At 58.1% G+C, this 13582-nt stretch carries 10 protein-coding genes; 7 read left to right on the forward strand and 3 right to left on the reverse strand.

What is annotated here, in order from left to right; all coding sequences use genetic code 11:
• Positions 1–43: 43 nt before the first annotated feature.
• From proB to Pan189_RS08175, 3 genes are all read left to right on the forward strand, one after another.
• Positions 44–1177 (forward strand): glutamate 5-kinase, encoded by a 1134-nt coding sequence (gene proB / locus Pan189_RS08170; RefSeq protein WP_145363446.1) that lies wholly within the window; start codon positions 44–46, stop codon positions 1175–1177.
• Positions 1178–1455: 278 nt separating this feature from the next.
• On the forward strand, positions 1456–1629 hold the full coding sequence (locus tag Pan189_RS21305; protein ID WP_310821241.1) for a hypothetical protein: 174 nt from the start codon (positions 1456–1458) through the stop codon (positions 1627–1629).
• A gap of 92 nt (positions 1630–1721) precedes the next feature.
• A complete protein-coding gene (locus tag Pan189_RS08175; protein WP_145363447.1) occupies positions 1722–2282 on the forward strand; it encodes a hypothetical protein in 561 nt (186 codons plus the stop codon).
• 1166 nt (positions 2283–3448) lie between these two features.
• On the opposite strand, the gene Pan189_RS08180 is transcribed toward Pan189_RS08175, so the two are convergent.
• On the reverse strand, positions 3449–4732 hold the full coding sequence (locus tag Pan189_RS08180) for a nickel-dependent lactate racemase family protein (protein WP_145363448.1): 1284 nt from the start codon (positions 4730–4732) through the stop codon (positions 3449–3451).
• 57 nt (positions 4733–4789) lie between these two features.
• A complete protein-coding gene (locus Pan189_RS08185; RefSeq protein WP_310821242.1) occupies positions 4790–5242 on the reverse strand; it encodes a secondary thiamine-phosphate synthase enzyme YjbQ in 453 nt (150 codons plus the stop codon).
• A 207-nt stretch (positions 5243–5449) separates the two neighbouring features.
• Between Pan189_RS08185 and Pan189_RS08190 the strand changes: the two genes are divergently transcribed.
• The 4 genes from Pan189_RS08190 to Pan189_RS08205 all read left to right on the forward strand — a co-directional run bounded on the left by Pan189_RS08190 (position 5450) and on the right by Pan189_RS08205 (position 11570).
• Positions 5450–6394 (forward strand): hydroxypyruvate isomerase family protein, encoded by a 945-nt coding sequence (locus Pan189_RS08190; protein WP_145363449.1) that lies wholly within the window; start codon positions 5450–5452, stop codon positions 6392–6394.
• Positions 6395–6478: 84 nt separating this feature from the next.
• Complete coding sequence (locus Pan189_RS08195) at positions 6479–7036, forward strand: peptide chain release factor family protein (protein WP_145363450.1); 558 nt, start codon at positions 6479–6481, stop codon at positions 7034–7036.
• 204 nt (positions 7037–7240) lie between these two features.
• Complete coding sequence (locus Pan189_RS08200) at positions 7241–8830, forward strand: DUF58 domain-containing protein (RefSeq protein WP_145363451.1); 1590 nt, start codon at positions 7241–7243, stop codon at positions 8828–8830.
• A gap of 262 nt (positions 8831–9092) precedes the next feature.
• Positions 9093–11570 carry a transglutaminase TgpA family protein gene (locus tag Pan189_RS08205; protein ID WP_145363452.1) on the forward strand — a complete coding sequence of 826 codons (2478 nt, stop codon included), beginning with the start codon at positions 9093–9095 and terminating at the stop codon, positions 11568–11570.
• 61 nt (positions 11571–11631) lie between these two features.
• On the opposite strand, the gene Pan189_RS08210 is transcribed toward Pan189_RS08205, so the two are convergent.
• Entirely contained in the window at positions 11632–13581 is a 1950-nt protein-coding gene (locus Pan189_RS08210) for an ABC transporter permease (protein ID WP_145363453.1), read from the reverse strand.
• Position 13582: the final 1 nt, after the last annotated feature.

Here is a 13582-nt window from a genome sequence, read left to right on the forward strand (position 1 = left end):
CGCGTTCGAAGCTCCCCAACCTACCTCGACACTTTATTCGACGATGCACGATCTGCTGCGAAAAGAGGTCTACGAGACCGCCGAAACGATTGTCGTCAAGATCGGCACCAACGCTCTTTCTCGGGCTGACGATACGCTTGATGAGACGCGGATCGATCGACTGGGAGCTCAGATCGCCGAAATTCGCAAATCGGGTCGGCGAGTCGTGATTGTCTCCAGCGGGGCTGTCGGGGCCGGGCTGGGACTGCTCGGACTCACTGAACGTCCAAAGGATTTGCCGCACCTGCAAGCGGCCGCGGCGACGGGACAGGCGAAACTGATTCAGTTGTACGATCAGGCGCTGCGTCCCCACGGAATCCATGCCGCACAACTGTTGCTGACGGCGAACGATTTCAAACGCCGTCGCCGCTATCTCAACGTGCGAAACACGATTTACACGTTGTTCGAATACGGCGTCGTCCCGATTATCAACGAGAACGACACCGTCAGCGTTGAAGAAATCAAATTCGGCGACAACGACCATCTGGCCGCGATGGTCACGAGCCTGCTTCCGAATCCTCTGCTCGTCATTCTTTCGGTGGTCGACGGCCTCTTCGATGGCGACCCGAAATCGCCCGACGCCAAGCCCATCCGGCTCGTCGAGCAAATTGACGACGACCTGCTCGGGCTCGCGCGGGCAGAGCGCAGCAGCCGCGGCACCGGCGGGATGCAATCGAAACTCGCATCGATCCGCTCGGTGACGGCGGTCGGCGAGAACGTCATCCTCGCCAATGGCGAAGATCCCGAAATCCTTGATCGCATCCGGCGCGGTGACATCGTCGGGTCGTTATTTCTTGCGCAGAAGTCGATCCTGCCGGCGTGGAAACGGTGGATCGGTTACACCGTCAAACCGAACGGTTGGATTGTCGTAGACGATGGAGCGGTCGGCGCCGTGACGCAAAAGGGAAAGTCGCTTCTGCCGATCGGAGTCGTCTCGGTCGGCGGCTCTTTCGATTCGGGCGAATTGATCAGCATTCGCGACCGGACCGGACGGGAGTTCGCCCGCGGACTCTCAAATTACCAGGCGACGGAGGTCAAGCAGATCGCCGGTTGCCGGAGCGACGCACTGGCGGAGCGGCTCGGCTCGGCCTCCTACGCAGAGGTAGTTCACCGAAACAATCTCGCCGTGATTGCTTAAGCCTCGTCTCGCACAAGCCGCGCACGAAGTAAGCGGATAAAAGGGCGAGCCCAGAAACGGCAATATCCGCTTACTTCGTGCGCGGCTTGTTGAGGGTGCGCGGCTTGTTGAGGACTGCGCGATTTATTTCACGCTCGATCCGTTCCGGTTGTGACGGACGCGACGGTTGAGCGCGAGTTTGCCGAGCTGATTCGTCCTGTGATTTCGGACTCGGCCACACCGACCGGCCCGGCAGGTGCTATCGTTCGACGAACGAACTCCAACCGGACGACATCGGCATGTGGTCAGCAGTCCTCGATATTTGGTACACGGCAGTTGATTGGTTCTGGTTCTACGTGCGGTTCGTGATCCAGCTCTGGGAGCAGATGACCCCGCTCCATTATGCGATCTTGCTGACGACCATCGCGATCATGGGCTTCGTGCTGATGGGCAGAAGCATGAAGCGTCTTTAATTTGCGGAGCGTTTTGCGTTTTCGCGGAACTTCGGTTCGCTGCGCACCGTCTACAGGTCTGACGACCTTGACTTGGATGGTGGAGCCAGCGGATGAGTGCCCGTGACTCGGATCAATTTCTGGACACGTTGAAGATTGCCTCGCCCTGCCGGATGAATTGGCGGAACATGGAGGGTGACGACCGCGTTCGCTTCTGCGACTGGTGCGAGAAGAAGGTTTATAACCTCGAGGGAATGTCGGGGAGCGAAGCCGAATCGCTGGTGGCCGAACACGAGGGCCGGATGTGTGTGCGGATGCGGGTTCGGCATGACCGCTCGGTCGTCGCCGGAAACTGTCCCCGCGGCGTACGGCGCTTCAGGACGAGGGTGGCATCGGTCGCGGCGTCGGTTCTGTTTCTGTTTGCAACCCCACTGCTTTGCCTGTTCGCCCCACGCGCGGTTTCGGGGGCGGTCAAGTCGGTGAATCGTAATGCCGGGAACCGGCTCGGCGACGGGCTCGATGACCTCCGGCAACTCGTCGGTCTTCCGCCTGCGCATGCGTATTTTATCACGGGAGCAGTGTGTGTCGTCCCGCTGCCGATCGCACCGGCCCCGCCACCGACAACCGGGTCGGAACCGCCTCACGCACCGCCGATCGAGGCACCGCGACCATAGACAGATCCAACGATGCCGCGAGCGTCTCGGCCGAGAGGTTGCGGCTGTTTTCGTCGTTGTATCGATTCTACTCTCAACTCTGTTTGGGCTGTCGCCGTAAGCACCGTTGCAAGAACTTGGCGAGCGGCCAGATGCGGGGGCGAGACGCACCCCGGCACCCGAACATCGGTGCCACGAACTATGAAGGGTGGCTGGGGACGGGCGCGAGATCGAAAGTTGTCCTCCTCGAACTCTGCAGGCGTACCCGATAGCCGATTGCCCGCCCCCAGTGCTGGGGCGATCGAATAGATAACAGCAGGTCGGCGTCGCCCCGCGCTCGCTGGGGGCGGCTCTTCGAGACCGTCCCCAGCCACCCATTTTTTGTCCGGCGCAACCATCTTTCCATGGTTGGAGGAACACACGGTGCGCACCGCCTCTGTTCGCCCCGCCGGTGGGAGCAGTCATCTGACTGCGTTATCCCCATGCGGCGGATGTTGCCGCGGCAAAACTGCCGGGCGCGCGTCCGTTTTTTTTTAAGAGCTGTCAGCTATCGGCTGTCAGCTACCAGCAAGACTTGGGTAGCCCGGCCTTTCATGGCCGGGTGCCGACAGGCACAAGATGCCGTTCGAGAACATTAAGAGAGAGTTGGAGGCCGACTGCGAGAGTGAAATTAATGAATTTCGAGTGGCACGGACAACGTCCGTGCGGCGCAGCCGCCAGAGTATTCAGCTACCGGCCATAATTAACATTGGACGCCGGACTGGTAGGGACATCTCTGCCCAGATGCTCTTGTCGCTGCGCGACCCGGACGGTGTCCGGGCCACACTTGAATTGGGTAGGCGTTGATCCAATCCCCGAGTGGCACGGACACCGTCCGTGCGGCGCAGCCGCCAGAGCATGCAGCTGCCGACCACAATTAACATTGGACGCCGGACTGGTAGGGACATCTCTACCTGAGTGCTCTACGCGACCCGGACGATGTCCGGGCCGCACTTGAATTGGATATGTGCCAGCAGGCCAAGATGCCCTTTGTGGGCTGTGTCCGAGAATCGAAGGCCGATCACCGGAGCGAGATTTTCTCGAAAGACGTCTTGTCGCTGCGCGACCCGGCCGTGAACGGCCGGGCTACCCGCTGCTCGTCGCGACCCGGACGTCGTCCGGGCCACTCTTGAATTGGTCGCTGTTACTCACGCGTCCCGGCCGGCGAGGACTGGCATCACGTAGGGACCTTTCGGCACGACGGCGATGCGCGCGTCGGAGCCGTGTTTATCGAGAGCCGATTCGATTGCGGCCTCGACCGTCGGTGCTGACGAGACGAACAGACGGTCGAGTTCTTCCGGCGCCAGTCCGCCGGTGACGTAAACGACCTCGACCTTACGGCGGACCTTGGCCAGTTCTTCAAGCTGCCACTGATCCATGACGAAGTAGTCGGTGTTCGTAATCTTGTGCATGAATTCGTCGAGCGATTCGTTTTGGTCGAACAGGCTATCGAATTCAGGGCTGCCGACCCCTTCGGACAGATCGGCCGCGAGAATGATCGTTCCGCCGCGCTTCAAGATCGAAAGGACGCCGGTCAGGCCTTTTACCGACTGATAAAAATTCTGGTCGAGTGGATAGCCAGCGCACGACGTCACGACAACATCGACCGGCGCATCAACCTCAGCCGCCACGATTTCGCGAACGTTCTCCACTCCGGCATGAAACGCTTTGATCATGTCGCCCGCGACGACGCTCGTGACCCGGCGTTTCTCGTCGAGCGTCACGTTCACAATAAAGTCGCAGCCGACGTGCAACCCGATCCAAGTGTTTTCCTCGTGAACCGGGTTGCCTTCGAGAAACCCGCAGTCGGCATTGGGATGTTCGAGAAACTTCGGCGAGTGCCAGACCTTGACCGTTTCGAGGGCTGCGATGCCGGGGCAGATGAGTTTGCGACCGCCGGAGTAGCCGGCCATCAGGTGCGGTTCGATCAGGCCGGTCGTGATCTTGAGTTCGGCTTCGACATAGCGCGAGTCGATCCAGATCGGCACGCCGTTGGGCGACTCGCCGCAGTAGGTGTGCTCTTCAATGCGTTTGCCGAAGTGGTTCTCGCAGCGGTAGTTCTCTGCGATCTCGCGGCCCACCAACTCAACGAGTTCCTCGCCTTCGTTGGGGCGATGCAAACCGGTCGCGATCAGAATGCAGATGCCCTCCCGCGGGATGCCGGATGTTTCGAGGGTGCTGAGGATCGGCCCCAGCAGCATCGCGTTCGGTACGGGACGCGTGATGTCGCAAATCACGATGCAGGCGGACCGCTTGTCCTTCGCGATTTCCGAAAGGGGCGGCGTACCGATCGGATCGGCAAGCAGTCGTTCAACTGCGGCGGTCGGGTCGTCGAGTGGCTCAACCGGCTGGAGCGTGAGCGGCCCGACGAGATTGGCGTCGGGGACTTCGATGTCGAGACCGGTCTTGCCGTAGTCGAGGCGGAGTTGCATGGGGGACTTTTCTCAGGTCTCAAGACCCACGGGGCGGTGCCCGTGGATTTGGTTTTGCTAATTGCCCATGAGGGTCAGGGTCAAAGTGCGGGAGCCGCCGTGGTTGCGGTGCTCGCAAAGATAGATGCCCTGCCAGATTCCCAGAGCCAGTTTGCCGTTGGTAACTGGAACGGTGACGCTCGGGCCGAGCAGGCTCGACTTCACATGCGAAGTCATGTCGTCCGGGCCTTCGAGGGTGTGTTCATAGTCGAGGTGCTCCGGCACGATGTGATTCATCGCCGTTTCAAAATCGACGCGCACGTCGGGGTCGGCGTTCTCGTTGATGGTGAGCGCCGCCGACGTGTGCTGGATGAAGACGTGGAGCAGACCGCATTCGACGGGACCAAGCTCGCGCATCGCCTCATGCACATATTGCGTGATGAGGTGATACCCGCGCGAATGGGAAGGCAGCGAAATGGTGGTCTGTGAGCAATTCATCGCTTCAGGCGTTTGGGTTCCGGTAGCCCCCATATTAACGACGCGAACGCGTCCCGTCTTGTTTCGAGCGGCTGACTCTTCGCAGCTTCAAAGGGATCAACGTCCGAGCCAACGCCGGAGCGCCAGACTGTGCCAACGCCGATTGCATCGGGTCAAGCGGTCGGTCACGATAGCGAGTGCCGATCCGTTTCATTGGAATTCGGCCTATTTCAATCCAAGCTCGCCCAAGGATCGACCTCGATGAATCGCCGTAATTTTCTAGCCGGAACCGCCGCGACCGCGACCGCCGTTGCTACCGCAGGATTGGCCCCAACTGCCGGCGCTCAGAATACCGGCACAGGCGAAAACGCCGGCCCAAAGTCATTTCGCCTGAAGTACGCTCCGCATTTCGGCACGTTCGACAACATCGCCGGCAACGACCCGGTCGACCAATTGAAGTTCATTGCCGATCAGGGCTTCACCGCATTGGAAGATAATCCGATGGCGGGGCGACCGATCGATGAGCAGAAGCGAATCGCTTCAGAAATGGAGCGGCTTGATATCGAGATGGGCGTGTTTGTCGCGAATTGGCCGGCGAGTGATTACTTCAAGAACCCCCGATTGGCATCGGGCCGGAAGTCCGACCTCGACAAGTTTTTGAAAGAGATGCGAACGGCGATCGAAGTCGGGAAGCGGGTCAACGCAAAGTGGGCCACCGTGGTCTGCGGGACGCTCGACCACGGTAAGGAGATGGGTTACCAGACGGCCAATGTGGTCGAAGCCCTGCGGCGGGCCTCGGACATCTGCGAGGAGACCGGCTTAATTATGGTTCTGGAGCCGCTGAACCATTACGCGAATCATCCCGAATTGTTCCTGAGCGGAAGCCCGCAGGCGTACGAAATTTGCCGGGCGGTCAACAGTCCGCATTGCAAGATTCTGTTCGACATTTACCACCAGCAGATCACCGAAGGAAACCTGATCCCGAACATCGACATGTGCTGGGACGAGATCGCCTACTTCCAAATCGGCGATAACCCCGGTCGCAAGGAACCGGGGACCGGCGAAATCAACTATCGCAATGTATTTAAGCACATCCACAAGAGAGGCTTCGACGGAATTCTCGGCATGGAGCACGGGCAGTCGCTGCCGGGCGAAGATGGCGAGTGGGCGGTGCTCAACGCGTATCGGGCACATGATCAGTTTTGATGCACGCCGTCCGATCGGGAGTGTCCGTCCGATGCTTTCGAGATATTCGCTGCGTTTAAAATACGCGTTCGGGATCGGGTCGCCATGACGTCTGCGAGCAGATCCCATCCACCAGCAGAACCTTCGCCCCGGCTGAGGCCGCCTCATCCGGCTGAAGCGAGCGACGAAGAGCTTTTGGCCGACTGTCAGTTGAAACGGGTGCGGCGATCGGGACCCGGAGGGCAGCATCGCAATAAAGTCGAAACCGGTGTGGTCCTCCGACACGAGCCCACCGGCACAACCGCTGAGGCAGCCGAACGTCGCTCTGTCGAGCAGAACAAGAAGGTCGCGGTTCGGCGACTCCGCGAGCGGTTGGCGCTCAAGCTACGCTGTGAACGAAACGATGAGGGGCCACTTCCTGAATTGTGGACGAGGCGGATCAAGAATAGGCGAATCACAATTAGCTCCTCTCACTCTGATCTCGCCCCGTTGATCGCGATCGCACTCGATTTTGTCGCGAGGTACGGTGGTGACACCCGGGTCGCGGCCGACCGGCTCGGGATTACGCCGTCGCAACTGGTACGATTCCTGAAGTTACTCCCTGCGGCGTTCCAAGTGGCCAACGACATTCGAGAGCAAAACGGTCAACACCGTTTGCGGTAATTCATGAGTCCCCGAATCGAGCCAACGAACATAGAATGCTGATCCGTAACTTGGTTGAGATTGCTTTGCTGAGGCTGCGCCATGTCCCGCCGGGGCGGTATGATCAATTAGAGTCTTTTTGGTGATGACCGTTTCCGACGTGCGATCAGATCGAAGAAACGTCCGGCGGACATCAAACGAACCAGAGCCGACACTGAAAAATCTATGAGCGACGGTGAACTCAGAAGCGATCACGGTCGCGAGGCTCGGGGGTTGTCAATTTCCCTTTCCGGCCTGTTCGGCTTTTCGATCGGCTGCGGCATTCTGGTCCTCGCCTTCGGATTCGCGCGAAGCGGCCGAGCGGCACCGCTGATCGTACTGCTGCTGGTGACGTCGGGGTCGACCGTCGCACTGTACGGCTTAATCGATTTGGTCGCCTCGATTGCCGCGGCGATGCTATCGAAGTCGATGCACCGGACGATCGGACGGGTTCGGAAGCTCGATTCGATCGCGTGGGCGGGCATTCTGCTGATCGGTTTCGGGATCGGACTTTGGACGGTGTCGGGTCGCTTCGTCACGGTCTCTATTGTGGCGGCGGTGCTCGCCGGTAGCGGATTGCTGTTCCTGGTGTGGGGGGCAAAACGCCTGTTCGATCGAATGATCGCCCGACCGACGTTCAGCGCGACAAAAGACTGGAAGCGCTTCTCCCTGACGCCGCCCGGAATGGCTTGTTTGGGGCTATCCTTTTTATTGCTGCTCGGGGCCTATTTGGGGCCTTCAAACATGCTGCTGATGATTTTCGCATTGCTCGTCGGACCGTTCGTCTTTAGCGGGTGGCACACCCTGACAACGCTTCGGGAGATGTCGGTCCGGCGAATCTTGCCGACCGATGTCTTCGCGGGCCAGATCGCCACCATCGAATTGGAGACCCGCAATCGCCGCAAGTTTCTGACAAGTTGGTTTGTCATTGCGACCGATGTCGTTGTGCAGGGAGCGCGGCACCTCAGGCCGGTTGCCGTGTTCGTTCGGATTCCGCCCGGAAAACTGGCTCGGTCGAGTTATCGCTTTCGGCCGATGATGCGTGGCAAATACACGCTGGGGCCGCTGCGACTTTCCTGCCGGTTCCCTCTCGGATTGGTCGAACGGGGCATCATTGTTAAGCGTCGCGATGACCTGCTTGTCCTGCCCCGGATCGGTTCGCTGACTCCGCAATGGAATAGAGAATTCGGCGTGGCCAGCGAGCTCGTATCACGGCGCGAGACCCGCTCCGGGGCGTTTCACGACGAATTCCATCAAATGCGGGAGTATCGCCATGGCGATAACTCCCGCCTGATTCACTGGAAGACCTCCGCCCGTGTCGGTCAATTGATGGTCAAAGAGTTTCGCGAAAGTCGTGACCGCGACTTACTACTGCTGATTGATCTTTGGCGCAGCGATCGCGAACTTGCCGCCGACAGCGATGTCGAAATATTAATCTCTTTGGCCGCAACCGTCGCGTCAAAGCATTGCGTTGACGGAGCAGGATCGAAGATTCGCATCGCCGTCACCGGTTCGAGCAACGAACTCTGGGAGGACGAAGCCTCGCCGGGCTCTCGCATCGCACTGCTCCGCCAGCTTGCCCTACCGCATGGTTCCGACATGGCGGATGGCGACTGGTTGTGGCAGCAGGCTGACGGAATGTCGCCGGCAGCAACGCGAGGGGCCGTGTTAACTTCACGACCAATTAAGGATTTCGATGTCCCCCTTGACCTTTCCTGGCTGACGGTCATTCATTCTAAGACAGCGGAGCATTACATCGAATTTCCGGACGAATAATCAAATTGAAAAATTAAGATGGCCACAATCGAAAAGGTCGGCTTCAGCGCTCGTCGGATTAGAAAATACGAAGTGGAAATGGAGGCGGGCCCGGTGTTTCTCGAACGATTAACTTCGAATGCCTTCGGCTGGCAATTCCATCGTGAAGAACCGCGGGATCGACTGCCGAGAGCGGATGCCTCAGCAAGGCGCAACGAGTCGCCGTTAAACTGAGATATGTCACGATATGAATCAAACCCATTCGCAACCTGATTGAATCGTTATGGCCTCCACCCTGGTCCTTAGTTCTCAGGAGAACGTCGCGCCAACAGACCGGGCCGCCGGCCAGCCGTCCGCGACGTTGAGGATGGTGCAGTGGCACGTCTTGGCTATCGTGTGCCTCGCCAATTTCATGCTATCGATTACGGAGTATCCGCTCGTTTCTTCAATGCTGACGATTCCGATCGCAATCGTGGCATTCGTTGTCACCGAGCGGATGAAATTATTCAGCTACTCCGCGACGGTGGCCAATTTTCTCTCCGTGCCCGCGCTCTTGTTGTGTGTCGGAAACCTGTTCTCAGGTAGCGTTGAAACGCGTATTCAGGCAGGGGCGAATCTGCTTGTGCTGCTCACTTGGGTCATTCTATTTCAACGCAAGGAAAGCCGGCATTATTGGTGGCTTGCCTCGCTCGCCATTCTGCAGATCGCAGTCGGAGCCGTGCTGACCACCTCGGCGGGTTTCGGCCTGCTCTTGGCCGTCGCGTTGTTCCTGGCAATCCGTACTGCCACTTATCTGGTCGCTCTGCGAATTGAAGAAGATTGCTCCGAACCGATACCAATTGCGGCGCCGAAAGGTGAGTCGGGTGAGCGACCAAGTGGCCGACAGATACTCGTTGCGGAGAATCGGGTTGTTCCGCAGAGCAGTGGTTTGCAGGCGCAGATCCGCTCGGCGGTTGGTGCGCTCTCGAACGCCGCAACAATTGTCTTCTTAGGATCGTTGTTCGCGGCCGCGGTATTCTTCGCTTTAACTCCGCGTGTCTGGATTGACCGACTCCCGATCGAACAGACTTATTCGTCGCTGGCCGGCCGGTCTTACACCGGCTACTCAGATACCGTGAAGCTCGGCTCATTCGGGGAAGTTCTTGAAAGTCCCAAACTTGTGCTGGAAGTGCGAGCTTTCGAGGGGAACTCAGACAATACCGTTAATCTGGAGGCCTATGCGTCCCGGCTTGGCCTCGACGAGCCCTACTTCCGTGGAGTAACCATGGACTCGTACGATCAGGGAGAATGGGTCTCGGGAATTCCCGAGACCGATGTCACCGACGTTCCGAGACGTCCTCCGGACGAATATGCTGATCAGTTCGTCCGGCAGGAAATTCGGCGTCACCCTATTAATGCTTCAACGGTTTTCGCTGTTCATCCGGTCGGGTTCATTCGGCTGGGTGACGATGTGAAAGATTCTCGAATCGTACGGCGCCGACTCGACTATTCGCTGGTTGGCGAACTCGGTTCCAAGGCCCGCAATCGACCTTACCAGTATGTCGCGTATTCTTCGGTCGACCTTGAGAGCGCCAAGCGACATCCGGCAATCGCAGCCGCAAAATTTTCCCCCGATCGATACCGTTTCGAGTCGGAGATATACACTCGGCTCCCGCCGGGTAAACTGCTTCGCCTTCGCAAGTTAGCTGAAGAGGTCGTTCTCAGTGCCGTGCGTGAAGACAATGCACGTGAACTGGCTGACATTCCTGCGTCTGAGCGGGCTGATCGCATCGTTCGTTATCTTCGTGATTCCGGCGACTATACATATTCGTTAAACATCGAATTAAGTCGTTCGGGTATCGACGAGGTTGAGGATTTTCTCTTTGAAACGCGCAAAGGCCACTGCCAGTACTTTGCTTCGGCATTGGCTTTGATGCTGCGAAGCGTTGACGTTCCGGCGAGATTGGTCAGCGGCTTTAAGGGTGGTAATTTGAATTCCTTTACCGGATCCTACGAGGTCCAGCAACGGCACGCGCATGCCTGGGTCGAGGCACGCATTGACGGGCTCTGGACGACGCTCGACGCTACTCCGGCTTCGTCACGCAGCGCTATTGTCGATGCGAACGCTCCTTATTTTGCCTACGCGAGAAATATGCTCTCAGTTGTGACGGATGCGTGGCAAGACTACGTCGTGTTGCTCAACCTAGAGAAGCAAAAAGAAGGCTTCTATAACCCAGTGGCGAATTCCATTCGCTCAGTCGCCAAGGCAATCAGTCCCGGCGAAGAGGCGGAAGACACCGAGCGGACAACGGCCGTGTCCGCGATGTTTAAAGCGCTGCTCGATCCCAACCTCTGGTTTAGTGGACGGGGGATCGTACTGCTAACGCTGCTGGCCGGTTGCATCACCTTGTTGACCCTGATCAGCCGACGCGTGATTGCATTTCATCGCCGGCGTCGGCGGCAACTTCAGCAGGGGCGCCAAGCGCGTACCGTCAAATTTTATCAGCGGTTCCGAGAACTCTGTAGCCGAATCGGCCTGAACCGTCCGGCCACGGCGACCGAGCGAGAGTTCCTCGCCCATATTAAAGCCGCGTTTAAAAGCCTCGGGCTACCTGAAGAGTTTCAGCCTGTTCCGGTTGCCCTTATTGATGATTTCTACGCCGTGCGTTTCGGCAACCGAGAACTCAGTGAGCAGCGTCTCGGGGAAATCGAAGGCGAATTAAATGCCTTGGAGCGCGGCATTGCCGACCGCCAACGTTCTGGACCGGCGAAAGAAAAGTAGCAGTCGCTGAGTAAGCGTCAATCGAAAATGGCTTGCTGCTCATTAGCTTTAAAGAAGGGCTTTATCGAGAGCCGCGCAATCGCGGGTCTGACACGTCCCGGAGTGTGTCGCCGACCAGATTGTACGATGTGATTGTCATGAAAATCGCAAAGCCGGGAAAGTAAATGAGCCATGATGCGATGCGGATGTAATCGCGGCCTTCTGCCAAGATTCCTCCCCAAGATGGGCGGGGCACCGTGATCCCGAGGCCGAGAAAGGAGAGAGCACTCTCCGTCAAAATAGCACCGGCAATGCCGAATGTTGCTGCAACCAAAACCGGGGCCAGAGCGTTCGGTAAGATGTGCCGGAAAATTAATCGCGATGCCGGGTATCCGAGAGCGCGACCGGCCAGCACAAATTCCTGACCACTGAGCCTTAAGAATTCACCGCGCACTAAGCGAGCGACTCCTGTCCAACCGGTTAATCCAATGACCACCATAATGTTCCAGATGCTGGGGCCAATAAAAGCCACGATGGTCAGGATCAGAAAAAAGCTCGGAAAGACGATGACAATTTCAATAACCCGCGAAAGTAGCATATCGACCCAGCCGCCGAAGAATCCGGCAACGGCACCGACAACAATCCCGATTGCGACATAGATACCGACCGCCACAATTCCCACCGACAGGCTGACTCGCCCGCCCCAGATCATTCTGCTGAGGACGTCCCGGCCAATCTTGTCAGTGCCAAGCCAGTGCGGTTTATCCCAGGTATTAACTACAACGTCGCTAGGCTGCACTGCCTGGTTATTCACTTGGTCTTCCGCTTCGTCTTTCTCGGGCCACCACGGAGGAGCACCGAACTTCTTATTGAGATTGTCTTCGTCAAGTCCGTACGGAATCAGCGGCCAAACGACCGATTGATAAACGATCGGCTTAGCATTCGCCGACTCCGCATCTGCCAATACGCCTTGTTTATAAGGTGAGCGGTCAACGCGATCGGGTACCGCCAGATACCACACGCCCGCAACGACTGCAGCCGAGACTACCGTCAGACTTAAAATTCGCCGGATCGTCCGGCCTCCGAACCACGGGAGTAGAGCGGCAATGAGGGCGAGCACGAGTCCGAACTCCACAATCAGCGCTGCTATATCGCCATAGATCAGCGAGTCGAACACCGGGAAGTGCCAGCGGTTCACCGGCTCGACCTGACGTGTCGAAAATCGACTGCGGAGATCGCGAGCGGCGCTCGACAATTCAGAATTGATGCCCCGAAGTTCGGATTCGATTGCGGTGAGGCTCGTATCAACCGCAGCAATTTTGCTCGCCGAATCATCGGCCGAGCGATTCTTAACGGCATCAACGACGGCCCGTAGGAAACTGGGCTCGCCATCGCGAGTGACCTTAATTAAACCCTGACGACGCTGCTCGTTTAGTGAGGCGGCCTCGTTATTGTCCGTTCCCAGGTCGATCCTTAAATCGGGCCACAGCCGGGTTTTTTCGAGTTCCGGCTCGATTCCCGTCAGCAATCGACGCAATTGCGTCGCGTCCATCTTCTCAAGGAGGTCGGCGAGTGGGTCGGCGACCTGGGGCAACTGCGTTGTGACTTCGCGAAGGTTGTCAATGGGCGCCTCGAGGGACGCCTCGAACTGAGAAACCTTGTCGCCATCTTCGACAGAGAACTGTGACCGTAAGCTCGAGAGTTCGAGACGGACTCCGCGCCATTCTTGATCAGGAAAGTCGTCAGCCGCGATCTTCGTGGGGAGCAACCGCAAAATCGTTCTGGCGTTTCGAACCGACTCCGACTGTTGAAATCGGTTAATACCGTAATAAGCCAATGGTCGATCGTTCGCGATGATCGGCGCGAGAATACTGATGGAGATCAGCAGAAAGATCACGACCGCTGAGACGACCGCCAAATATCGCTGCTTAAACCCTTTCCAGATTAAAGCCGATTGACTTTCTCCGAGCGGGATCTCGTTTCGAATTGAATCCGCCGTGGTGTGCACGGCGCCGGTGCTGGCGACTATCACG

Origin of the sequence: Stratiformator vulcanicus (genome assembly GCF_007744515.1) — a bacterium.
GTDB classification, from domain to species: domain Bacteria; phylum Planctomycetota; class Planctomycetia; order Planctomycetales; family Planctomycetaceae; genus Stratiformator; species Stratiformator vulcanicus.

Coding starts and splice junctions, on each gene's coding strand:
- Pan189_RS08200 (WP_145363451.1), top strand. CDS start 7,241: ATGAGCGACGGTGAACTCAGAAGCGATCACGGTCGCGAGGCTCGGGGG.
- Pan189_RS08195 (WP_145363450.1), top strand. CDS start 6,479: ATGACGTCTGCGAGCAGATCCCATCCACCAGCAGAACCTTCGCCCCGG.
- Pan189_RS08185 (WP_310821242.1), bottom strand. CDS start 5,242: ATGGGGGCTACCGGAACCCAAACGCCTGAAGCGATGAATTGCTCACAG.
- proB (WP_145363446.1), top strand. CDS start 44: ATGCACGATCTGCTGCGAAAAGAGGTCTACGAGACCGCCGAAACGATT.
- Pan189_RS08175 (WP_145363447.1), top strand. CDS start 1,722: ATGAGTGCCCGTGACTCGGATCAATTTCTGGACACGTTGAAGATTGCC.
- Pan189_RS08180 (WP_145363448.1), bottom strand. CDS start 4,732: ATGCAACTCCGCCTCGACTACGGCAAGACCGGTCTCGACATCGAAGTC.
- Pan189_RS08205 (WP_145363452.1), top strand. CDS start 9,093: ATGGCCTCCACCCTGGTCCTTAGTTCTCAGGAGAACGTCGCGCCAACA.
- Pan189_RS08190 (WP_145363449.1), top strand. CDS start 5,450: ATGAATCGCCGTAATTTTCTAGCCGGAACCGCCGCGACCGCGACCGCC.
- Pan189_RS21305 (WP_310821241.1), top strand. CDS start 1,456: ATGTGGTCAGCAGTCCTCGATATTTGGTACACGGCAGTTGATTGGTTC.